Annotated in this window: 22 protein-coding genes and 2 tRNA genes; 10 read left to right on the top strand and 14 right to left on the bottom strand. The window is 42.5% G+C overall.

Annotated elements, in window-relative coordinates; all coding sequences use genetic code 11:
• Nucleotides 1-54 precede the first annotated feature (54 nt).
• The 5 genes from NZ583_01070 to NZ583_01050 are packed head-to-tail and all read right to left on the bottom strand — an operon-like array spanning nt 55 to nt 5438.
• Nucleotides 55-1098: a branched-chain amino acid ABC transporter permease gene (locus NZ583_01070; protein ID MCS7280209.1), complete on the bottom strand. Its 1044-nt coding sequence runs from the start codon at nt 1096-1098 to the stop codon at nt 55-57.
• Nucleotides 1099-1100: 2 nt separating this feature from the next.
• Nucleotides 1101-1988: a branched-chain amino acid ABC transporter permease gene (locus NZ583_01065; protein ID MCS7280208.1), complete on the bottom strand. Its 888-nt coding sequence runs from the start codon at nt 1986-1988 to the stop codon at nt 1101-1103.
• Nucleotides 1985-3844, bottom strand: coding sequence for an AMP-binding protein (locus tag NZ583_01060; protein MCS7280207.1), 1860 nt, complete (start codon nt 3842-3844; stop codon nt 1985-1987). The genes NZ583_01065 and NZ583_01060 overlap by 4 nt, the downstream gene beginning before the upstream one ends.
• Nucleotides 3832-4626, bottom strand: coding sequence for an ABC transporter ATP-binding protein (locus NZ583_01055; GenBank protein MCS7280206.1), 795 nt, complete (start codon nt 4624-4626; stop codon nt 3832-3834). Before NZ583_01055 ends, NZ583_01060 begins: the two co-directional genes overlap by 13 nt.
• Nucleotides 4626-5438 (bottom strand): ABC transporter ATP-binding protein, encoded by an 813-nt coding sequence (locus NZ583_01050; GenBank protein MCS7280205.1) that lies wholly within the window; start codon nt 5436-5438, stop codon nt 4626-4628. The genes NZ583_01055 and NZ583_01050 overlap by 1 nt, the downstream gene beginning before the upstream one ends.
• A 117-nt stretch (nt 5439-5555) precedes the next feature.
• Between NZ583_01050 and NZ583_01045 the strand changes: the two genes are divergently transcribed.
• Nucleotides 5556-6341, top strand: coding sequence for a DUF169 domain-containing protein (locus NZ583_01045; GenBank protein MCS7280204.1), 786 nt, complete (start codon nt 5556-5558; stop codon nt 6339-6341).
• Nucleotides 6325-6576, top strand: coding sequence for a UxaA family hydrolase (locus NZ583_01040; GenBank protein MCS7280203.1), 252 nt, complete (start codon nt 6325-6327; stop codon nt 6574-6576). Before NZ583_01045 ends, NZ583_01040 begins: the two co-directional genes overlap by 17 nt.
• Before the next feature lie 10 nt (nt 6577-6586).
• Here the strand turns inward: NZ583_01040 and NZ583_01035 are convergent.
• Nucleotides 6587-6660, bottom strand: a tRNA-Arg gene (locus NZ583_01035).
• Between the two features lie 75 nt (nt 6661-6735).
• Between NZ583_01035 and NZ583_01030 the strand changes: the two genes are divergently transcribed.
• From NZ583_01030 to NZ583_01010, 5 genes are all read left to right on the top strand, one after another.
• Entirely contained in the window at nt 6736-7467 is a 732-nt protein-coding gene (locus NZ583_01030) for a ubiquinone/menaquinone biosynthesis methyltransferase (protein MCS7280202.1), read from the top strand.
• Between the two features lie 50 nt (nt 7468-7517).
• Nucleotides 7518-8414: a DUF362 domain-containing protein gene (locus NZ583_01025; protein ID MCS7280201.1), complete on the top strand. Its 897-nt coding sequence runs from the start codon at nt 7518-7520 to the stop codon at nt 8412-8414.
• A gap of 68 nt (nt 8415-8482) precedes the next feature.
• The gene (locus tag NZ583_01020) at nt 8483-9949 is read left to right on the top strand and encodes a 4Fe-4S binding protein (protein MCS7280200.1); all 1467 of its coding nucleotides are present in this window, start codon (nt 8483-8485) and stop codon (nt 9947-9949) included.
• A 179-nt stretch (nt 9950-10128) separates the two neighbouring features.
• A complete protein-coding gene (mgtA, locus tag NZ583_01015) occupies nt 10129-12744 on the top strand; it encodes a magnesium-translocating P-type ATPase (GenBank protein ID MCS7280199.1) in 2616 nt (871 codons plus the stop codon).
• A gap of 2 nt (nt 12745-12746) precedes the next feature.
• Entirely contained in the window at nt 12747-13541 is a 795-nt protein-coding gene (locus tag NZ583_01010) for a PTS sugar transporter subunit IIA (GenBank protein ID MCS7280198.1), read from the top strand.
• Between the two features lie 5 nt (nt 13542-13546).
• On the opposite strand, the gene NZ583_01005 is transcribed toward NZ583_01010, so the two are convergent.
• The 8 genes from NZ583_01005 to NZ583_00970 all read right to left on the bottom strand — a co-directional run bounded on the left by NZ583_01005 (nt 13547) and on the right by NZ583_00970 (nt 22216).
• Nucleotides 13547-13900 (bottom strand): aspartate 1-decarboxylase, encoded by a 354-nt coding sequence (locus NZ583_01005; protein MCS7280197.1) that lies wholly within the window; start codon nt 13898-13900, stop codon nt 13547-13549.
• Nucleotides 13897-14748, bottom strand: coding sequence for a pantoate--beta-alanine ligase (gene panC, locus NZ583_01000; GenBank protein MCS7280196.1), 852 nt, complete (start codon nt 14746-14748; stop codon nt 13897-13899). The genes NZ583_01005 and panC overlap by 4 nt, the downstream gene beginning before the upstream one ends.
• A gap of 9 nt (nt 14749-14757) precedes the next feature.
• A complete protein-coding gene (panB, locus tag NZ583_00995) occupies nt 14758-15543 on the bottom strand; it encodes a 3-methyl-2-oxobutanoate hydroxymethyltransferase (GenBank protein ID MCS7280195.1) in 786 nt (261 codons plus the stop codon).
• 106 nt (nt 15544-15649) lie between these two features.
• On the bottom strand, nt 15650-16630 hold the full coding sequence (gene pdxA, locus NZ583_00990) for a 4-hydroxythreonine-4-phosphate dehydrogenase PdxA (GenBank protein MCS7280194.1): 981 nt from the start codon (nt 16628-16630) through the stop codon (nt 15650-15652).
• The gene (locus tag NZ583_00985) at nt 16627-17559 is read right to left on the bottom strand and encodes a peptidylprolyl isomerase (protein MCS7280193.1); all 933 of its coding nucleotides are present in this window, start codon (nt 17557-17559) and stop codon (nt 16627-16629) included. Before NZ583_00985 ends, pdxA begins: the two co-directional genes overlap by 4 nt.
• Nucleotides 17556-18434, bottom strand: a complete 879-nt coding sequence (locus NZ583_00980) for a peptidylprolyl isomerase (protein MCS7280192.1) — start codon at nt 18432-18434, stop codon at nt 17556-17558. The genes NZ583_00985 and NZ583_00980 overlap by 4 nt, the downstream gene beginning before the upstream one ends.
• A 29-nt stretch (nt 18435-18463) precedes the next feature.
• Nucleotides 18464-21511 (bottom strand): transcription-repair coupling factor, encoded by a 3048-nt coding sequence (gene mfd, locus NZ583_00975; protein ID MCS7280191.1) that lies wholly within the window; start codon nt 21509-21511, stop codon nt 18464-18466.
• Between the two features lie 105 nt (nt 21512-21616).
• A complete protein-coding gene (locus NZ583_00970) occupies nt 21617-22216 on the bottom strand; it encodes a transglycosylase SLT domain-containing protein (protein ID MCS7280190.1) in 600 nt (199 codons plus the stop codon).
• A gap of 84 nt (nt 22217-22300) precedes the next feature.
• Here NZ583_00970 and NZ583_00965 point away from each other — a divergent pair.
• The 3 genes from NZ583_00965 to NZ583_00955 all read left to right on the top strand — a co-directional run bounded on the left by NZ583_00965 (nt 22301) and on the right by NZ583_00955 (nt 24485).
• Nucleotides 22301-22372 (top strand) — tRNA-Thr (locus tag NZ583_00965).
• A gap of 203 nt (nt 22373-22575) precedes the next feature.
• Entirely contained in the window at nt 22576-23205 is a 630-nt protein-coding gene (gene cbiM, locus NZ583_00960; protein MCS7280189.1) for a cobalt transporter CbiM, read from the top strand.
• Between the two features lie 35 nt (nt 23206-23240).
• On the top strand, nt 23241-24485 hold the full coding sequence (locus NZ583_00955; GenBank protein MCS7280188.1) for a precorrin-8X methylmutase: 1245 nt from the start codon (nt 23241-23243) through the stop codon (nt 24483-24485).
• Nucleotides 24486-24512: the final 27 nt, after the last annotated feature.

The raw sequence follows: 24512 nt of genomic DNA, 5'->3' as shown, positions 1-24512 counted from the left end.
TTTTTGACCCCCTTTCTTAGTAAAATTTTTAGTTCTACTTTCATTTCACCCCCTTCATTCGGCTGCCTCCTTTGAAAATGGCCAAAGTCGGAAATAGGATTTTACAAGTCCCCAGGTATGTAAGAGTCCCCTAGGTTCGAAGATTAGAAAGACAGCGATGATCAAACCTCTTACTATCAGGCTTAAAGATGCTGCAAATTGGGCAGCAACCGCAGGAAACATTTTTGCAAGAAAGGGTCCAACTATCGTTACAAGTTCATCGAGAAGCTTTAAAGAGATTGCTCCAAGAACCGCTCCGAATGTGCTTCCCATACCCCCAACGATTAGCATGGCCAAATACCAGACCGAATCGATAAAGGGAAACTGATCGACGCTTGCAAAGCCATAATAGTGGACAAGCAAAGCACCGGCCAATCCGGCGTATACACATCCAATAAAAAAAGCCTGAAGCTTATAACTCCACAGGTTTATTCCCATCACCTCGGCTGCAATTTCATGATCCCTTATCGCTATAAACGCGCGTCCAACCCTACTTCTTGCGATATTGTGAGCCACAATAGTTGACAGAATTGCAAAGAACGCAACAAGATAAAGATACTTACCCTTAGTGTCAAAGACGAGCGGACCTATCCTAGGCTTTGGGACTGCAAGACCGTCCGATCCTCCTGTTATATCATGGAGCTGAATGACAAACCATATGACTATGAAATGGGCTGCCACTGTCGACATGATGAGGTAAAACCCTTTAATTCTAAGTGAAGGAAGACCGAATATCAGACCGACTAGACCAGCCCCCAATGTTGCAAGTGGAAGAGCAACAATAAAAGGAAAACCGAGCTTTGATGTAAGGACCGCAGAAATATACCCACCGACCGCCATAAACCCCACGTGTCCCAACGATACCTGTCCACAGTACCCCGTAAGGAGGTTAAGCCCATGGACGCTGATGACTGAGATTCCAATCATCGTAAGTATCGTAAGTACCCTGTCGGAGAGAAAAAGAGGACAAACTGCGATGGACGCGATAAGTGTGATAAAGAGGGCCCAATCTTTTTTCGTCTTAAATAAGTTCAGTCTCTCTTTGTAAAAACTTTCCATCTTCATATCCTCTCGATCTTTTTAAGTCCGAATAACCCGTGGGGTTTGAAAATCAAAACGATGAGCATTACTATGAAAGGAAAGACACTGGCAAGACCCCCTCTTGGTAAAAGTGGATCAAAATATCCGGCCGATACGTTTTCGAGAACCCCTATTATGATCCCTGCGGGGATTGCACCCCCAATAGAGTTAAGTCCGCCAAGAAGCGCAACAGTTAAAGCTTTAAGACCTATCTCGGCAAGGGGAGTCATAACACCAGATATTGCTCCGAGCAATATACCGCCTATTACACCAACGACAAATGCTATAACCCAAGAGAGTGCATAGACAGTTGTGGCCCTTATTCCCATGCTCTGGACAACGTGTAGATCATCTGCAGTCGCTCTCATGGCAAGTCCCATCTTCGTGTAGTGATAAAAGAGAAGAAGGATGGTAACAGAAACGGCAGAAACAAAAAGCCCAATGGATGGCTCAGAAGGTATCGATATCTCGCCCACTTTTATGGTGAGTGTAGGTAATACTCCGTGGTACGTTTTGTATTCTCCTCCCCAAACGAGGGTAACGATTCCCTCAATTATACTTGAAAGGGCGATCGTCATCATAATCACAGAGATTATGGGCTGACCTATAAGCGGTCTTAGGGCAATCCTTTCGATTATTATCCCTCCAAGTGCTGCTATGGCCATCGTGAAAAAGATACTGGCCCAAAGGGGCATACCTAAGATCACAAGGAATGTGTATCCAAGATAACCACCTAACATTACAAAGTGACCTTGCGCGATGTTAAACGCGTTCGAATTTTTAAAGATGATAACGAAACCTATGGCCACAAGGGCGTATATCATACCCAAAGCAAATCCTGTTACAACCAGTTGAAGAAAAAAAGTCATTGATCAACCCCGTGGACAATATTTACGGTTACTTCTTTTTCTTGTTTCGTCTTTGGTAATAAAATAGGCACTTTTTCTTGACCCGAATCGATTCCTTCTAGGAGCTCCTTATAAACGATTCGCAAATACCCTTTTCTTAGTTCTCTTCTTAAAGAGATAGTTTCACCTTCAACGCAAAATGCCTCAGGAAGAACAACGTACCTCTCTATTTTAACGTCTTTGTTCTTTCTTAGCACCTGCCTTACGAGATCAGCAATCTCTTTCTTTTGGCACAAATCCAATGGGTCGAGATACTGGAGTCCCATATCTACTGCAACTCTTCTTGTGTGTTCGTCATCGAGTAACACTATAGCGTATAAGGCTTCTCTTTTTACTCCCTTAAATATCCACACATCCTTTACATAAGGGTTGAGCCTTATAGAACTTTCTACAATCTGAACCGGTAGGTTGTAAAGAGGGTTGAGGGTAACCTCGATTGCTCGCCCCTTTAAAACTATCTCGTTTTCGTTCTCGACAGTACCAAAATCACCTGTATAAAATACGCCGTTTTTCAAAGTAAAGCCTTCAGTGCTTGAATCGGCGTATCCTTTGAAGTTGTGTCCACTTTTTAAAATGATTTCGCCATCTTCCGATAAACCCACACCGATATCGCCAAATGGTATCCCTTGAGATTCCGGTCTTTTTGAATCATCCTTGGAAGCTGATATAAATCCTGTTTCAGTAGTCCAATAAAGGTTCCTAAGAGGAACCCCTATCCTACGATAAAACTCAAAGACTTGACCGCTTAGAAGAGGTCCCACATTGTATGCAAGCCTTGTGCAGGAAAGACCAAGATGCCTTTTTAGGTGGCTAAAAAGAAAAAGGTGGCCAAAGGACCTTAAAATCCTTGGGATGTATGGCGGTTTTTGGGGAGCTTCTCCTTTCATAAAGAAGCTATAGACTCCCCTTTTTAGCCTATCCGACTCTCTAATCCTTTCTTCGACCTTGCTTACCAACTTTTCCCACGCATGTGCAGGAAGAAAAACTAAAGTTGGTTTTACCTCTCTCATATCCCTTAGGAAGGTCTGCGGACTTTCGGGGATGGAAAGGATAGAAGAGCTCAAAAGATGAAACCCAATCGAGAATAATTTTTCCACAAGTCCAACTGGAGGAAAAAGCGGGATCAACCGATCATGTCCATTTGGAAACTCCCTTTCGAGATACTTCTTTAAGTTTTCCAGGATAGAGTAAGAAGAGTGCAAAACGCCTTTCGGTTTTCCACTGTATCCACTTGTATAAACTATTGTGCAAGGGTTTTCGGACTTTGTTTTTTTAACTATCTCTTCGAATAGAGTCTCGGACTTTTTTTCTTCCTCACCCATCCTTACTAGTTCTCTAATCCCTAAAAGGATGTCATCTTTATAGTTTCCCAAACCCCTGTATCTCCAGTACACAACCTTTTTAAGAGAGCGAAGACCCTCCTTTATTTGGAGTACTTTGTCGACTTGCTCCTGATCCTGAGCGAAAATGTAACGGACATTCCATCTTTTTGCCATATGTAGGAGATAGTCTGGCGCTGAGTCAGGAGACATACCCAGGGCGATTCCCCCCAAAGAGTATATGGCAAGTTCTACAAAATACCACTCAGAACTAGTATCCCCAATTATTATCGCAATTTCACCCTCCTCAAACCCAACCGACCTAAGACCAAGCGCTATCTTTCTTACATTTGCGTAGTAATCAGCAAAGCTCAGTACATGCCAAACTCCCTGTTTTTTTTCCATAAGAGCAGGCTTTCCACCTTCAGTTTCAGCATTATGCTGCAAGATCTTTGGGATAGTGTCACCCTTTTTGAAAAGATGGGCTAGAACACCCACCTCTTCTTCCTCCTATAGGCCTTGAGTTCTCTGAAGCCCTTTTTTTTACCGGAAGAAGAGATCCCCATGTAGAACTCCCTTACCATATCGTTGTCTTTCAAGATAGAAGATGGACCACCAAAGACGATCCGCCCATTCTCCAAAACGTACCCGTATTGGGCCACCTCCAAAGCTGCTTTAGCGTTCTGCTCTACGAGTAATATAGACATATTAGTCTCTTCATTTATCCTTTTTATGATCTGGAATATCTCTTTGACGACAAGGGGTGCAAGCCCTAAAGAGGGTTCATCGAGAAGCATAAGTTTTGGCCGGGCCATGAATGCCCTACCTATAACGAGCATCTGCTGTTCGCCACCTGATAAGTAACCGCTTATTTGAGTGCGGAGATCCTTAAGTCTGGGAAACCAATTGTAGACCCTTTCGATATCTTCTTTTACCCCTTTTTTGTCCTTTCTGCGGTATGCACCTATAAAGAGGTTTTCTTCCACAGTTAAATGTTCCAATACTCTTCTTCCTTCCATTACCTGACTTATACCTAGCTGCGCCACATCTTCAGGTGAAAGGTTATCTATCCTTTTTCCATCGAAATAGATGGAACCGTTTGTTACTTCCCCGTCTTCGGTTTTCAACATGCCAGATATGGCCTTGAGGGTCGTTGTTTTTCCAGCGCCGTTTGCCCCTAAAAGGGCCACCATTTGACCCTCTTTCAATTCGAAGGAGATCCCTTTGAGTACCTGGATAACCTTCATGTAAACCACATCGATATTCTGTACTTTGAGCATCATTCCTCTCCGAGATAGGCCCTGATCACCCGCTCGTCATTTTTTATATCGTCAGGCCTTCCCTCTGCTATCTTCCTTCCGAAATCGAGCACAACTATTCTCTCTGCTAGATCCATAACGACACCCATATCATGCTCAACAAGAATGATGCTATTTAATCCGTTTTTCAAAACCTGAGTTTGGTAAGAATCCCCTTGACCCTCGAATATTTCCAGTATAAAACGGGCTATGTCTTCTTTCTCTTCAAGGTTCATCCCTGCCATAGGTTCATCCAGGAGCAATATTTTAGGTTCAAGCGCCAAAGCTCGGCCGAGTTCGACCCTCTTTCTCAACCCATATGGGAGAGAACCGACTATTTTGTTCCGCCAAGGAGAAAGCTCGAGAAAGTCTACGATCTCTTCCACAGCTGCCATATGTTTCAATTCGTCACGCTTTGCCCAGCCGACGAATATGGCATCAGTAAGGAGGTTCTGGGACATAAATATATGCCTTGCTGCCATTATGTTTTCGAATACCGTAAGCCCTGTGTAAAGCCCTATGTTCTGGAAGGTTCTCGCAATACCTAGCTTAGCTATCGCATCCGGTCTCATTTTTGTGATTCGCTTTCCTTCAAAGTATATTTCCCCTTTCCACGGTTTATAAAAACCATTGATGCAATTGAGAAGTGCCGTCTTCCCAGCACCATTCGGCCCTATTATTGCGAGTAATTCACCATCTTTTAGATGGAGGTCCACGTCACTTAAAGCAGAGACCCCGCCAAAGCTCAGAGAAACGTCTTTTATCTCTAGGATGGTCCCCCCTTTTTTGCGCATATTTCCTAAGTAGCATAGATGGAGTTTTGATGTCAATGAGGCGATTTTTTCTTGTCATCGATCGATAGAACGGTTATTGAATAATAGGTGAGAAAAAATCGTTTGCCGGAGGCGAGCATGAAGGAAATCTTTGGCATTTTAGAAAAATTTCAGTTTGAACTTGAGCCTTGCGCAATCAAGTACGTGAATATAAAGCCCAAAGGAATTAGGCGCCTCCAAAACGTTATGGACTTTTGTGAAATGCTAAGGGAGGCTCAGAGTGGAAGCATTTTTTATGCTGATGCGGAGAATTTTTCTTGCATTGGGCCTTTCATCTTAGGTATGAAAGAAAAGGATCCCGTTTTTACCAAAGGATTTGTGGGGCCAAGACTGGGTATATTCAAAGAAGAAAGAGCCAACAGAAGGATATACCAATACTTACCTATGATGCCGAAAGACTCCGTTTCATATGTTCTTTTTTCGCCCCTTTTTAGTTCTCCGTTCGAACCCGATCTAATTGTCTTCCTTTTGACCGTGGATCAGGCAGAGATAATGTTACGGGCTAAATCCTTTGAGACCGGAGAGATGTGGGTGGCTAAGGGTACTCCTGTTGCAACGTGCGCCTGGCTTTTTATATATCCCTATCTCTCTGGCGATATTAATTTCACTGTAACCGGTTTTGGCTTTGGAATGAAGGCAAGAAAGCTCTTTCCCGAAGGGAGAATCCTTTTTTCTATCCCCTGGGACAAAATCCGGCAGATAGTTGAAAGTCTCCGCGAAATGGAATGGATCCCGGAGTCATTTGTCATAGGGCCAGAAAAGCATAAAAATAAAGTGAGACGAATAATAAAGGCAGTCCAGGAGGAACTAGAAAGGGGAAAGACCCATGAAGAGGAAAGCCCAAGTTATGAATGTAAGGGATAATATTGCCGTAGCTTTGGTGAGTCTTAAAGCAAAAGAGAAAATAGTTATTCAGAGGGGAAATACAGAGGAAGAAATTGTGCTTCTCGAAAACATCCCAAGGGGACACAAGTTTGCAATCGAAGATATAGAGAAGGGAAAAGAAGTGTTTAAGTACGGTGAAGTTATAGGAATTGCAGCACAAGACATAAAAAAGGGAGAATTAGTTCACGATCACAATCTCAAGGGAGTAAAGTAGATGGATTATATGCGCCCGGTGCGAGTCGAACGCACAGCCTCTGGCTCCGGAGGCCAACGCTCTATCCTTTTGAGCTACGGGCGCCAAATCTTCTTTTACAAAAACTTATCATACGTCCAGTGAAGAACACAAGAATTAGGGTAAAAAGCTAGATTCTTTGTGGGACGAAAAGGAACGTATCTCATAAACAAGCCCGAGAAAGAGTACGCGGAAATGGTACGGGTTATGTTTTCTCGGGTTGTTAACCGCTACGACCTAATGAACAGACTTTTAAGTGTGGGGCTCGATATTTACTGGAGGAGGAAGACCGTAGAGGCGATAAATCTTGAAGAGAATGAAAGGTTCCTAGATCTTGCCTGCGGTACGGGGGATTTAGGTATATTTGTTGCAAAGGCCTATCCGCACGTACTTGTTTTTGCGGTAGACTTTAACCTCGATATGATCTCCTTTGCGAAAAAAAAGATAGAGAAAAAAAAGCTAAATCGTTTTTTCAATTTTGCTGCAGCCGACGCGAATAACCTCCCATTTAAGGATGAAAGCTTTGATGCAGTAGGGATTGCCTTTGGCTTGAGGAATATTCCAAATAGAAAAAACGCCCTAAAAGAGATGATAAGGATCACAAAAAAAGGGGGAAAGATACTAATCCTCGAGATGACGGCAAAAGGAACCTTAAACCACATCTTCAAGTTCTACATAAGGCATGTAATGCCATTTTTGGCAAGAATCTTTTCTAGTGATCCTGATGCCTATTTTTACCTTTACGATACGATCTCGTCTTTTTCGTCTCCAGAAGAGCTAAAAGATGAATTGGAATGGATCGGACTAAAAAACGTCAAGATTAAAAGATTCTGGCCCGGGATAACTTACCTTTTTGTTGGGATGAGACCATAAAATGATTTAGTTGACTGTGAAAGTAACTGGTTGTAATATGTCGTAAGCTCGTGGAAAGAAGGGATTTTTTAAAAGTAGGTACAGTTTTCGTCCTTTGTCTTACATTTGACACAAAAAACCTCCTTTTTGCCGAATCAAACATCTATCCTGATTTAGCGGTTGCTAAAGGATATCCGCCTGCCAAGCTTGTTGAATCGGCAATAGGAGCTCTCGGAGGGATAAGAAGGTTCGTATCTAGAGGAGATGTGGTTGTGGTTAAACCGAATATAGCCTGGGATAGAACTCCGGAGATGGCAGCAAACACAAATCCAGAAGTTGTTGCCGAGATTGTAAGGCTGTGCTACGAAGCAGGGGCAAAGCAAGTCAAAGTCCTCGACAGAAGTGTTAACGATCCTAAGCGTTGCTATGTTCAAAGTGGGATAGAAAGACACGCATTATCTCAAGGAGCAAAGATAGTGTACCCCGACGATAGAAAGTTTAGGAAGGTGGAAATCAAAGGAGAAATTTTAAAATCTTGGGAACTTTGGACAGAGGTTTTGGAGGCCGACAAGATAATAAACGTTCCAATAGCAAAGCACCACAGTCTAGCGAGACTTACGATGGGCCTCAAAAATATGATGGGTATAATGGGTGGATTCAGAGGCCTCATTCATCAGAGGCTTGACGATTCATTAGCCGATTTGGTCGCATTTGTTCGTCCAACACTTACCGTTTTAGACGCAATCCGAATCCTTGTTCGGGGTGGTCCGCAAGGAGGGGATTTAAAGGATGTGGTGCAGACTAATACTGTAATAGTCGGAACAGATCCTGTTGCCGTTGATGCTTACGGTTCCACTCTTTTCGGTCTGCGACCGGAAGACATAGGTGCTGTAAAGAAAGCGGCAGAAAGGGGAATTGGCAGGATGGACATAGAGAAAATGAGAATAAAGAGACTTTCCGTTCAGTGAAAGTCCCTTTTAGTAGAATTCGCCTGGTATCTCAGGCACTCTTTTTCATTTCTTTCCTTTGTCTTTTTTTGAAAACCGAATCTTTAGGCACCGACGAAATAGGTTACCCGGTAAAAATATTCTTAGAATTTGACCCATTTGTGGCGGTAAATGTCATAATTGCGAATCGTTCTTTTTTGAATGTTTCCTTTTTCTTTGTCTTTACCCTTTTTAGCGCGATTTTCCTCGGAAGGGTTTTCTGCGGATGGGTCTGTCCTTTCGGTTTTTTAAACGATTTGGTGGGAAAGATAAAGGAAAAACGGAAAGAGAAAGAAAAGTGCTGGTTTAGTGTAAAGTATTACCTTCTTTTCCTCGTCTTTGGTGGGTCGGTTTTTTCCATACAACTTTCAGGGTTTTTAGATCCATTAAGCCTTCTTATACGTTCCTTTACTATCACGGTCTATCCTGCGGTAAACTTTGTTTTTGAGGGGATCGTGGATTTAATTTATTCCGTCGATATTTTAACCGGCTTAAGAGAGACTCTTTACCATTTTTTAAAAACTACCATCCTTCCAAAGAGGCCTTTGCACTTTCAACAGTCCCTCTTTATAGGAATATTCTTTTTCTTCCTGCTTGGACTTAATCTTCTGGAGAAGAGATTCTGGTGTAAGTATCTCTGTCCCCTTGGAGCCCTCCTCGGACTCTTTTCCCTCTTTCCCTTGATTAAAAGGTCGATAGGCGAAGGATGCCTAGGCTGTGAGCGATGTGAAAATCTTTGTTGCGGCGGATTAAAACTGAAGGATGGATCTTGGAGTGGATCGGAATGTATCCAATGTTTTGAATGTGAAAATGTTTGTTCAAAAGGCACGATAAAACATGGACCCTCAGCCTTTTTAGAAAGGATAGACGTTGGAAGGAGAAATCTCGTTCTTTCCTTTCTTTTGGGAGGTGCCCTGTCGCCAATTCTGAAAGTCAACCCACTTTCTGCTGAAAGATACTTCAATCCGAAACTCATAAGACCTCCAGGTTCACTTCCTGAAAGCGAGTTTCTCAAAAGATGCATAAGGTGCGGCCAATGCATGAAAGTTTGCCCAACGGGTGGACTTCAACCATCTTTTTGGGAGTCTGGTCTTTTGGGTCTTTGGACTCCAATTCTTATACCTAAGATAGGCTACTGTGAGTTTAGGTGCACAATGTGCGGGAAAGTTTGCCCAACCGGTGCAATAAGAAATCTATCCCCAGAAGAAAAGGCAAAAGTAAAGATAGGTCTTGCCTTCATAGACAAATCGAGATGTCTGCCGTACGCATTCGGGATATCATGCATAGTGTGCGAGGAGGTATGCCCCACACCAAAAAAGGCCATAAGATTTGTGGAAAAGCAAAGAAAAGATAAGAAGGAAAAGATGCTCATAAAACTTCCCGTTGTTGATCACAGATTATGTGTGGGATGCGGTATATGTGAGGCTCAATGTCCTGTCGGTGCTATTCCAGCTATATACGTTGTAAGCATTCAGGAATCACGCTCTGAGAGGAACAAAATCTTTTTGGAATTTTAAATCTTTTCTTGACTAGGTTAGCTTCAAGATGTATAAAATCTATCTGCTATGGGAGAACAAGACGCCAGTGAAAGAGTTGGCCGCTTGGGCAAGGCGGCCATAGTTTGAGCCCTCCCATTCGCGAACTTCGTGGCTCACTATAAGGCCGCAAGCCCTGCATGGCCTTAAAAAAGTGAGTCATGAAGAATACCCAAGATCTCAGAGTAAAAAATCGCAATGAAGGAATACTCATTGAACTTTGTAGGCTCCCCCAGGAGGCTATTCTAAAAAGACTGGGTACAAGGCCTGAAGGTCTTTCATCCGATGAAGCCTTATACAGACTTGAAAAATATGGACCGAATGAGCTTTCCCACCTAAGGAGGCTCACCTTTTACGAAAATATTCTAGGCAGGTTCAAAAATCCGCTTGTCATCCAGCTTTTAATAATAGCTTTCGTTTCCGCAATAATCGGTGAGATCAAATCAACAGTTGTTGTGACTCTCATGCTCTTTTTGAGTGTTGGGCTCTCCTTTATCTTCGATGATAGATCTGCAAAAGCTGTGGAAGCTTTGGGAAAACAGGTAGCCACGAGAGCTTCAGTATTAAGGGATGGAGTTGAAACTGAGATCAAGTTATCGGAGGTTGTACCTGGCGATATCGTGATCCTCAAAGCGGGTTCAATAATTCCGGCTGATCTCAGACTAATTGCCGCACGGGACTTTTTCGTTAATGAGGCAGCCCTCACCGGAGAATCCATGCCGGTTGAGAAGGTGGTAGAAGCGAACGACTTAAACTACAATTCCGCCCTCGAATTGCCGAATGCATGCTTTTTTGGAACGCACGTTGTAAGCGGAACGGCAAAGGGGGTGGTGATCCATACAGGAAAAGACACACTTTTTGGATCTATATCTGAAAAACTATTGAAGGGGAGAGAGGAGACGAGTTTTGACAAAGGGATTAAATCCTTTACTTACATGATGACAAAGGTCATGGCAGTTTTGGTATTTTGTGTATTTCTCCTTGTTGGCATAACGAAGGGGAATTGGATACAGGCCCTCCTTTTTGGACTTGCAGTGGCTGTTGGTCTTACGCCCCAGATGTTACCCATGATAATCACCGTAAATCTCGCGAAAGGCGCACTGAGCATGGCGAAAAAGAAGGTGATCGTGAAAAGGTTACCCTCCATTCAGAACTTTGGTGCAATGGACATTTTGTGTACGGATAAGACAGGCACCCTCACCCAGAATCGGGTCGTGTTGAAAAAGCACGTCGACATAATCGGAAAGACAAGTGAGGAGGTTTTGCAGTATGCCTATCTCAACAGTTACTTTCAAACAGGATTAAAGAGCTTAATAGATAGTACCATTCTTGAACACGTAAATCTGGATGTGAGTTCATGCAAACTTGTGGATGAGCTTCCATTCGACTTCCAAAGAAGGAGGATGTCGGTCGTTGTCGATTACGAGGGTTCACACGTTCTCATATGCAAGGGGGCCGTTGAAGAGATCTATGCCTGTTGTACTCACTACCAGATAGACGACCATATCTATCCACTCATAGATCTTATAAGAGCCGATCTTTTTGAAGATGTGGAAGCGCTAAATAGGGACGGATTTAGGGTCCTGGGAATAGCATATAGGGAATTTCCCAGAGAGAAAAAGACCTTCACAGTTGAGGATGAGAGTAACTTAATTCTCCTCGGATACATAGCTTTTTACGATCCCCCAAAAGACTCGGCGATTCAGGCCATAAGACTCCTAAAGGAAAGGGGTGTGAGGATAAAGGTTCTTACAGGTGACAACGGGCTTGTCACAAAAAAGGTGTGCGAAGACGTGGGCCTCAAAGCTGAAAAACTCATCACAGGGGGTGAGCTTTCATCTTTGGATGCGGAGGCTTTCGCAAAAGCAGTTGAGGAATATGACATATTCGTTAAACTTTCACCTGTGCAGAAGGAACAGATTGTTCGTCAACTTAGAGCCAACGGCCACGTTGTGGGATTCTTGGGGGACGGCATAAATGACGCACCGGCCATGAAGGCAGCAGATGTCGGTATCTCTGTAGATACGGCGGTGGATGTAGCTAAGGAAAGCGCGGATATAGTCCTTTTGGAGAAGAGTCTGGGAGTACTAGAAGAAGGAATAGTCGAGGGGAGAAAGGTTTTTGCAAACATAGTGAAGTACATAAGGATGGGATCGAGTTCAAATTTTGGAAACATGTTCAGTGTTGTTGGATCGAGTTACCTTCTTCCGTTTTTACCGATGCAACCAATTCAGGTTCTCACAAACAACCTCCTCTATGACCTTTCGCAAACTGCAATCCCTACTGACAATGTGGATAAGGAAGTGGTTGAAAAGCCTCTCAAGTGGAATATCGAAGGGATAAGAAAATTTATGATGTTTATCGGGCCTATAAGTTCAATTTTCGATTACTTGACCTTTGCACTATTATGGTTCGTTTTTGGATGTGGAATGTACACTTTGCCAGGAGTAGCTGAAGAAGTAAAACTTGCTAGTGAGAGACTATTCCAGACGGGATGGTTTGTGGAGTCGCTTCTCACTCAAACCCTGATAATACACGTTATAAGAACGAAGAAAGTGCCAATAATCGAAAGTTTTCCATCCATCCCGCTTTTTGTTGCAACTCTAACGATAATGGCAATAGGAGTATACCTTCCCTATTCCCCTTTTGCGGAAAGTTTAGGATTTGTTCCTCTTCCTCCGACATACTGGCTATGGATAATTCTATTTCTTGCCTCATATTGTCTTCTCACCCACAGAGTAAAAGTTTGGTTTTTCAAAAGATATGGAGGTGAATGAGAATGGATTCGCTACTCGATGCCCTTCAAGAAGGAAGACTCTTTGAGTTACCAGAGAACGAAAAGAAGGATGCATTACAGTTTCTTGCTCACGTAATAGAAGCTTTTCCAGAAATCCCCCCCGATACTGATGTTGTGGGACTGGTAATGAAGAGGGAGGAAACTGTAAATACTGCTCTGGGCAAAGGATGGGCATGTCCACATGCGAGAGTTCCATTTGAGGAAGATCTTAAATGCGTGGTAGGGTGGAGCCCCCAGGGTATCGAATATGGAGCTCCCGATGGAAAACCTGTCCACCTGATCGTCATGTACCTCGTCCCGGAAAACCAAAGAAACCACTATCTCCGCGAAGTTTCAATGATCGCAAAGGCTATAGAAACGTATCCGGACGTTGAAAAGATAAGATATGTGAGTAGTTTAAACGATGTGAGAAACTACCTTCTAGACCTTATAGACTCCACAAAAGAGACGATAGGTCCTGATTCTAGGGCAAGGATGATAAGACTTCAGGCCCGTCCTCAGAAAGAAGCCTACATTTTTCACGATCTTTCTAACCTCATAATCGAGCCCATGACCATCGTTGCCGTACCAAAGACGAAACCTTTGATACTCACCCACAACCCAGCCCTTCTCGAGCAACTACAGTGGTCAGAAGATTTGGTTGAAAAAATTGAAAACGAGGGGGTATTCCACGCAGGTGGATGGCGGATCTTAAGAAAAGCATCTAATACCTATCAGGGAGGTATCGTCACATACGATTGCATAGGAGTTAAACTCAAAGAAAATCTTACGAAGTGAAACGGTTATTTCCGTAAAACCCTGTTTTTCTCATCCACGTAAACCTTTTTTGGCTCGAAAGAGCTAAGTTCTCTTTCGTCGTAGTAAGCGTAGGAAACAATTATTATAAGGTCACCTTTCTTCGCCTTATGAGCAGCTGCTCCATTTATACAAATGGTTCCTGAGTTTTTTTCACCCTTTATCACGTAAGTTGTAAAGCGTTCACCATTTGTGATGTTATAGACATCGACCTGTTCATACGGGAGCAGATTGGCCTCCTCCATGAGAGCCTCGTCGATAGTTATACTTCCCTCGTAGTCTATGTTACTTTCTGTTACGGTAGCTCTGTGAATCTTAGATTTCATCATAGCTCTCATCATACTCTATCCCTCCGAAGAATTACGTTGTCTATAAGTCTCGTTTTCCCTATCCAAACAGCCAAAGCGACCAAAGCTTTGTCTTCGACAGTACTTAGCTTCCTTAAGGTCTCCGTATCCACCACTTCCACATACTCAATCTCCAAACCCGAAGTAGAAGAAAGTATTTTATGTGCTGCTTCTATAAGCTTTTCTGCTTTTTTTTCCCCGTCCAAAAAAAGCCTCTGAACTTCCCTTAAAGCAACGTAGATATTTGCGGCTTTTTGTCTCTCTTCTGGGCTCAGATAAGTATTCCTTGAGCTCATAGCAAGACCATCACTCTCTCTCACAACCGGGCAGCCGATTATATTCACATCCATATTCAGGTCTTTTACCATCCTTTCGATTATCTTTAACTGCTGATAATCTTTTTCCCCGAAAAAAGCGAAATGTGGTTTGACAATGTTGAATAACTTTGTCACGACAGTGGCTACTCCCTGAAAATGACCCTTTCTGGTTCTGCCGCACAGATAATCCTCCATCTCCAAAACCCTAACATAGGTTTTGTAGCCTTCGGGATACATCTCGTCAACCGAAGGATAAAAGAGAATGTCGACTTGTTCTTTTTCGAGTATACCCTTGTCCCTTTCTAGATCTCTTGGATATCTTTCAAAGTCTTCCTGCGGTCCAAATTGGATTGGATTTACAAAAATACTCACAACAGTAACTTCTGCCATTCTCTTTGAAGTTCTGATAAGGGAGAGGTGGCCCTCGTGTAAGAATCCCATTGTGGGAACAAAGCCTATCGTTTTCGTTTTTCTTAGGCTTTCGGAAAGGGACTGCATTTCTTTAACTTTTGTCACAAAAAGCATGTTATCTTCTCAATGGAAGGAATGCGAATCGTCAGGAAAGACACCACCTTTTACCTCAGCTATAAAATCCTCTACAGATTTCTTTATGATATCTTTTAAATTCACATACCGCTTTACGAATTTTGGCCGGAATTCTCCAAGGAGTCCAAGAAGATCGTGGGTGACAAGTACTTGGCCGTCGCATTCAGGTCCTGCCCCTATCCCGATTGTTGGGATTGTGAGCTCTTGTGTGATCCTTTTTGCTATCTGTCTAGGTATGCATTCAAGTACGAGAGAGAAGGCACCAGCTTCCTCGACGGCCTTTGCGTCCTTAATTAGTCTTTCTTCCTCTTTTTGGACTTTATAACCACCTAAGGCGTAATAAGACTGAGGCGTGAGACCTATGTGTCCCATGACAGGAATGTCTATGTCCACAAGGGCCTTTATGACGTCCTTCATTTTTTCACCACCTTCTATCTTTACCGCCTCTGCTCCACTCTCTTTTATCATCCTCCCCGCGTTTCTCTTTGCCATCTCTACGCTTTCCTGATATGACATAAAGGGCATATCTATGACGACAAGAGCCCTTTTTACCGCTCTTACTACAGGCTTTGCGTGATGGATCATATCTGAGATCGTAACAGGAATTGTAGTCGGATAACCAAGAACGCAAACCCCAAGAGAATCGCCAATAAGAATAATGTCTATTCCTGCCTCATCGAGAATCTGCGCAAAGCAATAATCGTAAGCCGTAAGCATCGTGATCTTCTCTTTATTCTTTCTCTGCTTTATAAGTGGTACCGTAACTTTCTCCATCGACCCCTCCAAAAAAAAACCTTCTGGACATTGCCCAGAAGGTTTTACCTCCAAAAAAACCCTCCGTCTCAGTCCAGTATCCTGGATCCAAGCGGTTTTTCTTATTTTAATCCTTATCGTGAGACTTTGTCAAAAGGTTTTTTGTAAGCTTCTCAGCTAAAAGGTAGGCTTCAATAAAGCTTGTAGGATCGGCAATCCCTCTACCGGCTATATCGAAAGCCGTACCGTGACCGGGGGATGTCCTAACGAATGGAAGACCAAGTGTAACGTTCACGGTTCTTTTGAAGTCAATGGTCTTTAGTGGAATGAGTCCCTGATCGTGGTACATTGATACGTAAGCATCACAGTCAATTTTTGAAAAGACAGAATCTGCAGGATACGGACCTGAAACAATAATATTTAGGTTTTTTGCTCTTTCTATGGCCTCTACGATTATGTGCTCCTCATCTCCTATAAGGCCTTCTTCTCCCGCGTGTGGGTTTAATCCGCAAACTTTTAAATTAGGCGAATCGATATTGAATAGTTCTACAAGAGATCTGTGGGTTATGTATATGGTCTTGAAGACCCTTTCGACCGATAGTAGGTTCGGTACTTCCTTAAAAGGAACGTGGGTTGTAACAAGTGAGACCCTCATTTTTCTATTCTGCAGCATCATGACGTAGTCATTAACACCAGCCAGCCGGCCAAGCATCTCGGTATGCCCGGTAAATTGGATGTTTGCAAGCTCGAAGGACTTCTTGTTTATGGGGCAGGTAACTATGCCATAAACTTCCCCGTTTAGAACCCGCTTTAACCCCTCAAAAACGTACTGGTAAGCCGCGTACCCGTAATCCTTATTAACAAGACCGTACCTTACATCTTTTAGAAGACCTAGGTCTATAAGTTCCACATCTCCCTTTTTGCCCTCCATGTAAGGCAAGAACAAATTGGAAATATCCATCCCGAGTATTCTCCCTGTCTCTTTTAAAACCTCCAAGTCGCCAACAATAACAGGGATGCTCCTCTTTTTTATCTTGGGAATCGATTTAAGTATTATTTCGCTTCCTACCCCAGAAGGGTCACCCATCGAAACGAGTATCCTAATCAAAGCTTAACCTCTATGTAGGAATTCTTTTTAAGTTTCTCTATGTAATCCTTGTATCTTTTTTCCGACTCCCTCATTATGAGTCTTTTTCTAATTTCATCCTTTACATTCTCGAAGGGTTCTATCTCACCTTTTTTCCTTTCCACTACTTTCAGTATGTGGAAGCCGTAGCGGGACTGGACGATCCCCGTATACTCTCCCTCCTTCAATCCTTTCAAAGCTTCACCGAGTTCTGGCATCAGATCTCCCTTTTTTACAAACCCAACGTCGCCGCCGTACTTACCTGAGGGATCGTCCGAGTACGTTTTCGCAAGTTCCTCGAACGGAACTCCCTCCTTTATCGACTCATAAACTCTTTTTGCTCTCTCCTTCGAATCCTCCCGTAGGCCAGAGATAAAGATTTGGTGGATGTGGATCTCCTCGTCTGTAAACTCCTCCGGATGATTTTTGTAATAGTCCATCAAATCCTTTTCCGAAAGGTTAATTTCAGGAGTTATGACCCTAGCGAGAACCTTATTTCTAAGGAGGCTCAATTTTATACCTTTTATAAAGTCCTCATAGGTTATGTTTTCACGCCTTAGCTGTTCTTTTAATTCGTCTTCTGTTATCAAATTCTGCCTCTTTATGTTTTCGATTACCGCTTGTACTTCTTTTTCTGAAACGTCAATCTTCATCTTTTTTGCCTGTTGTTTGATGAGGGTACCTTCTATGAGGATTTCAAGCTTATCTCGAAGTCTAAGACCTAAAACGTAATCATCAACTGACTTAAATCTCTCTTTTTTTTCGACGTGTACGAACTGCTCCACCTCTTTTAATGTGATTATGTCATCGTTCACTACGGCAACGATCCTGTCTATGATCTCACCGGCCGTAAAAGCGAAAGGAAAAAGGGTAAAAAACACAGAAAGGACGAAAAAAAGGACCCGTTTCATTTTTTAGGCTTTTCCTCGGGCTTTGGAGCCTCTCTCTTTTCTATCCTTTCCTCTTTCAAGACCTCCTCATTTATCTTTATTTTGGCATTATTTTTTAGCTCCGCAAAGTAATCTTCCAGCATCTTTCCTCTCTTTTCTTGTAGAAGCTTTTGCCTTATTATCTCCCTTACCTCTTCGTAAGAAGCATACGAAGGCGGTTTTATTCCTTCGAGTCTTATTATATGGTATCCGAACCGCGTTTTAACGATCCCGCTTATCTGACCGACTTTTTTAAGCTTGAATGCTTCCTCCTCGTACTCAGGGACAAGTGTTCCTTTCGGATGATAGCCTATTTCCCCTCCCGTAGTCTTAGCAGCTGGGTCTATCGAGTACTTCTTTGCAAGCTCAACAAAATCTTCACCCTTCGACAATCTTTCCTGGATCTGCTTTGCTTCTTCCGCTGTTCTCAAAAGGATGTGTCTCGTATTTATTTCCGGGGGTTTTTTAAACTGCTCTTTATTCTCCTCGTAATATTTCCTTATCTCCTCCTCCTTTATCTCCGCTTTCTCCAATCTTTTTTTAACGAGCATGTCTATAAGGAGCTGTTCCCTTATCTCTGCCAGTTTTTCCTGGAACTCTTTATCCTTCTCTATCTTTTCCTTTTTAGCCTCCTTCAAAAGAAGCCGCTTCATGATCAGCCTCTCAAGGTAAGCCCTCTTGCCCATCTCAGTTGCGACAAGCATCTTAAGTTCCGTAGGAATCTTGTCGAGCTCTTTGTTGAATTCGTTCAAAGTTATCTTCTCTCCATCTATCTCAGCAACAACTTTCGAATCATCCTTCTTTCCACATCCAAGAATCAAAAATACTACGACAATTGTTAATATTAGCTTTTTCATCCGGAAGCCTCCTTTTACCGAAATTTATATCACAGAGACAAAACCTTCAACAACACATTCCTTGCAAATTCGGTAATTTCCGAAAATTTGCCCGCTAATGGGACAAAGATTCTACGATCTGACATAAGTTTCAATCCATCCCTCATTGCGCACTCTATTAATTTTTCAGTGTTTATCGGGGTTTTTTCCGTAAGGTAAATAAAAAGTCCTTTATCAGTCTTTTCGACCTTTTTGATTCTCGCCTTTGAAAGAAAAAGCCTAAATTCGATGATTTTTAGTAGGTTTTTTACGGGCTCAGGCATCTTTCCGTACCTGTCCACTATTTCGCTTTCTATATCTTGTAATTCGGTTTCGGTTTTTATCCTTGCGAGTCTTTTGTAGAGGAGCAACTTCTGAGAGGGATCCTCAACGTACGAGTCAGGGATATAAGCCTCAATAGGTAGGGAGATCTCTGGTATTATATCTTCTTCCGCGACCTCTTTTTTGCTTAGCCGCTTTATCGCCTCTTCGAGCATTGAAACGAATAGCTCAAATCCAATAGAATTCACATTACCTGACTGCTCCTTACCCAAAAGGTTCCCACATCCCCTTATTTCGAGATCGTAATTAGCTATTTGGAAGCCTGATCCCACATGGGACATCTCCTCTATTATTTTCAACCTAAGCATCGCGTCTTTTGTGAGTATCTCCCCTGAGGGAATTAGAAGGTAGGCATAGGCTTGTCTCGGCCCCCTTCCAACCCTTCCCCTAAGCTGATAAAGTTCTGAGAGCCCCATCCTATGGGCGTTATTTATGAAAATTGTATTTGCATTGGTAATGTCGAGGCCGGATTCAACTATGTTCGTTGACAGAAGAAGATCGTACTTTCTATCGATAAAGTCGAGCATCACCTTTTCAAGATGGGACTCTTTCATTTTTCCGTGAGCAATAGCGATCCTCACCTCTGGAAGGAGCTTTTGCAAATGATCTTTTACCTTGTCAATGTTGTAGATGTAGTTATGGACAAAGAAGACCTGACCATTTCTCTCGAGTTCTCTTAGTACACCTCTTTTTATGATCTCGTCGTCAAACTTTGTGACGTATGTTTTTATGGCGAGTCTGTCGAGAGGCGGAGTATCGATGATACTTAAGTCTTTAATGCCCATGAGGGCCATGTAAAGTGTTCGAGGGATGGGTGTTGCACTGAGAGTCAAAACATCTACGGTCTTTTTTATGGACCTTAACTTTTCTTTGTGCTTCACACCGAATTTGTGCTCTTCATCTATAATCAGTAGCCCGAGATCTCTAAATTCCACATCTTTTTGGAGGATCCTATGGGTCCCTATGACTATGTCGATTGTCCCTTTTTTGAGTCGCTCGATAATCTCTTTCTGTTCTTCTTGCGATTTGAAACGGCTAAGTACCTCTATGTTTACCGGATACTCTTTTAACCTTTCGGTGAAGGTCTTGTAATGCTGCTCGGCAAGAACCGTTGTTGGAACAAGCACGGCAACCTGTTTATTGTCCATTACAGCTTTAAAAGCGGCTCTTAAAGCAACTTCCGTTTTCCCAAAACCAGCATCGCCACAAAGAAGTCTATCCATTGGCCTTGGTGACTTCATATCCGAAAGAACTTCTTCTATTGCCCTTTTTTGCCCCTCCGTCTCCTCATACTGAAATTTAGACTCCATCTCTTTATAAATCTCGTCTTCTTCGGAAAATGCAAAACCTTCTCTACACCGTCTTTCGGCGTAGATTTCAATCAGTTCTTGCGCCATGTCTTCTATTTTCTTTCTAACTTTTGCCTTAGTATATGCCCATCTTGTCGACCCGAGTCTATCTATCTTTGGTTTTGCCTTCTCAGTAGCTATGTACTTCTGCACGAGATGTAAATCATGGGTTGGAACATAAAGCTTGTCTCCACCCTCATACTCAATGACTAAAAAATCCTTAACGCATCCGTCTATTTTAAGCTCTTTTGTTCCCCTAAATATCCCTATTCCGTAGTCAATGTGAACCACGTAGTCACCGTAGGACAACTCTTTGAATGATTCTACAAATTCGTCGAGAGCCTGAGATTTTACTTTTACAGTCCTTCTTTTCGGACCGAGTAGCTCGTCTTCTGCAATTACGACTATACTATCAGTTCTAAAACCCCTCCTTAAGGTACCGTAGGTGATCGCCCACTCCCTTAGTTGGGGATCGAAGGAGGGTTTTTCCACACAAGGAAGGAAGATCCCGTAGTTTATGAGAATCTCTCTCAATCTATGAGCTTGATGTTCAGAATTCGCAACTATGTATACACAGGGAACATTTCGCCATTCATTTTTCATCATTTCCACAAGGATTTTGAAAACTTCATTCTTCTTTGCGTTAAAGACGGCTTTTATATCCTCATTGGAAGTGGCACGAATTACTTCGGAATATTCCTCTGTGAGGCCGGAAAGATCAAGACTTAAACAATGGTTAACAGTTTCATTCCACTTTTTGAAAAGGGACAAATCTCCCCGTATCTTTAGCTTTTCGTGGAGCCCGTTATGAACTATTAAGGATCCTGCATCGAGATAGGAGAGTATGGAGCCGACTTTTTTTACTTCATACCGAAGATCCAAGAGCTCAGCTTTATCTATGTGTTTTTTTGACCTCTGTGAATGGGGGTCAAAAAACCTTATGGAGATTACGTCATCCCCCATAAATTCGATCCTTACGGGTTCATCGTAATTGGGGGAGAAAATGTCAAGTATCCCACCCCTTTTTGAAAATTCACCCCTTTCCCTAACAAGGGAAGTTTGACTGTAGCCCCCTTCAATGAGAAAATTTAGGAGATCTTCCTGATAAACAGAATCTCCCACTTTTACTTCAAAAAGAAGCGATCCTATCTCTTCTGGAAGGATTACGGCTTGTGTTACTTCCTCCTCAGGGAAAAGACCAATCGATGTGAAATCCCTGTAGAATTTGAAGAAAAAGCCAATTCTTTTGAGTTCGTCATCCTTTTCGAAGATCCTGTTTTTTTTTATGGGAAAAAAATGGACCTCTCTTCCAGAGAAAAACTCGATTTCTTCTTTTACTAAAAGAGCCTCCTCTTCGTTTTCATACAAAAAGAGAGTCTTCTTTCCTGAACGCGAAACTAAAAAGGAAGGAAAAGAGCCGCAAACCCCACGTAAAGTGAATTTTCGGCCCGGGCCAAAGTCGAACATTTTGTCTTATGGGTCAGGAAGAATCTCGATGTACCTTTTATACTCCTTCAGAACCAGTTTTGAAAACTTGGTTTCGTAATTTTTGCCTTTTTCGGCAAGCCTCGTCTGTCCCATATTATACGCGCTTAGAGCTCCGTGGATGTCGAAATATTTGTCTATTAGGCTAGACAAAAGATGCGTACCAATAACTATGTTCTTTTCGGATTCATGTAAGCTTTTTTTTCCTTCTAACTTTATGCCCAAATCCTTTGCGACAGCCTGCGCAACAGACGGTTTTATCTGTAAGATCCCTCTTGCTCCTTTCGGAGAGACAGCATCGTTTCTAAAGTTACTTTCTACTTTGGCTAGAGCAAGAACTATCCTGTAGTCTACACCTTTTGTTTTCGCAACTCTATAAATCGACCTCACAACTCCTTCTAATGTTTTCCTATCCACGTCGACCCCATCTTTTGTTAGAAAATCCACTGTCGTAGAAACCACGTACTCCTCTCTGTTTTTTTCCTCTTTGACCTCCCTTAAGGCATTGTTTTTCTTAAGGATTACCGAAGATCCAAAAAGAAAACTAAAAAAGAGTAGAAAGGAGACAGTAACTCTAACCCCCAACATAGGATCGTTACTTTACATAATGTGCACGAGTTTGTCAAACCCATTGACCGAATGAGACTTTTGTGATACAAAGATTCCTTAAAGGCCGATGTGGCTCAGTGGAAGAGCAGCTCACTCGTAATGAGCAGGTCGTGGGTTCAAATCCCACCATCGGCTTTTATCAAGGATCTCCGTGTACTTTATCGTCTCTATTAGAGTCAAAAGAGTTTCTCCACCATTTTTTCAGATTTTTTCTAGACTTGACTTAAACTCTGGAAATTTCATATCATTCATCGTTAAATGCCCATTGAGAAGCATCCCATAAAGAGAAAAGACCTGAACGAATTTTTAGAAGAAATTCACAGAAGAGAATAATCTAAATGCATATTCAAGATGGGGTCCTTTCAGTACCTATTCTTGCAGGAGGAGCCATTGGGAGTCTTGCAGGCATCTTTTTCGGTCTTAAAAGGGTAAAAACAGAAGACATTCCAAAGGTAGCAGTTCTGTCTTCAGTTTTCTTTACAGTTTCGCTCATCCATGTTCCGGTTGGGCCTTCATGCGTTCATCCGGGAATGAACGGACTTATAGGTCTTATTCTCGGCTGGACTTCGTTTCCCTCAATATTTGTAGCTTTAGTAGTCCAAAGCGTAGTTTTACAGTTTGGAGGGGTGACTGCAATAGGTGTAAATACTTGTGCAAGCGCGCTTCCCGCGGTATTACTCCACTATACTTTAAGAAGGTTTATAAATTCCAGTAGGACAACTCCTTTTCTTGGAGGGTTCCTTTTTGGTTTTCTGGGTCCGCTACTTTGTGCCGCGATTGTAAGTTTTGCCCTAATCCTAAGTGACAGAAACTTCTATCCTTTAATTTCTGTTATTTTTATGATGCATCTTCCAATTTCGGCCATTGAAGGAATTATCTCGGGTTTTGCTGTCGTCTATCTAAAAAAAGTCGATCCTCGAATTTTAGAGTGGCAGCGGAGTAATCCTAGGTGTGGAAGTACCCTCTGACATTTTTGAGTCGAAAGATTCGAAGGAGAGAATAGATGAGCGTTTGTGATACATCAAAAAAAAGACCAATGATTCTTGATATACTTCATGGACCCCTAACCGGAGAAGAGATAGAGAACCTTTCTTTTATGAGAATCGAAAAAGAGGCTCCGCCTCACACCTTTAGTTCCGATGAATGGCAAATCGTACGTAGAATGATACACGCAACGGGAGACATGAGCATAATGGATTATGTGAGATTTTCGAACGATGCAATAAAAATAGCAAAAGAGGCGCTAAGAAAAGGTGTTCCAATATACGTTGATTCGAAAATGATACGCCACGGTATCTCTATAGGAAGGCTCAAGGCTATGAATTTGGCATATACAGAAGAGCTTATCTTCTGTCACATAGACGATGAGGACGTACATTTTGAGTCTTTGAGAAGCTCTATTCCCCGATCCGTCATTGCCATAAGGAAGGCAAGGCCAATCATCGACGGAGGAATAGTGATTATTGGAAATTCACCTCTTGCCCTTTTAGAACTCAACCGTCTAATCATGGAGGAGAAAAAAAGACCATCTTTTGTGATTGCCATGCCTGTTGGTTTCGTTCATGTAAATGAAAGCAAGGAAGAGTTTTTATCTCTGGGTATCCCACACATAATGGTTGCGGGAAAAAGGGGCGGAAGTACCCTTGCAATAAGTGCCCTTCATGGACTCTGTACGAGAGATTCTGATGCTAATACGTCTAAGTCCGAGGAAAGACAGCCTTTGGAAAAAATAGAAGGTATTTCTTCGGTTGGAATCATTCTTATGGGCCATGGAAGCAGGGTACCGAACGCTGGAAGGTATATGGAAAGGGTAGCAGATGAGCTAAAGCGAAAATACGGCTACGAAAATGTTAGTGTCTGCTACGTGTCTAGGCTCGGACCACACTTTCCAGAAGTATTTGAAAAATTGGTAAAGGAAGGCTTAAAGACGATTGTAGTCATTCCTTATTTTCTCCACGAGGGACTCCACCTTGTGGTGGATGTGCCGGAGATGATGTTAAAAGAGGCTGAGAAATACCCGGACGTAAAACTCATCCTTGGTAAGGGATTGGGATTCGACGAGGTTTTAGTCGATCTTGTGCAAAAGAGGATAAAAGAGTCCTTAAACCTAAAAGACATAAGGGGAACAGTTGTTCCGAAAAGAGAATCCTTCCCGATTCCCGCAGGCCAAGAGGAGTTCGTACCTATGTCACCGGAAGAGGTTAAGGCTTACTACTCTATGATTAGGAAAACCAAAAAGGAGTCGTAAAAAACGAAAACTTTTTATGTGACGATC

This window comes from Thermodesulfobacteriota bacterium (genome assembly GCA_025062045.1).
Lineage (GTDB): Bacteria > Desulfobacterota > Syntrophorhabdia > Syntrophorhabdales > JANXAF01 > JANXAF01.
Note: the sequence above shows the minus strand (reverse complement) of the source record. Positions and strands in the feature narration are given on the sequence as shown.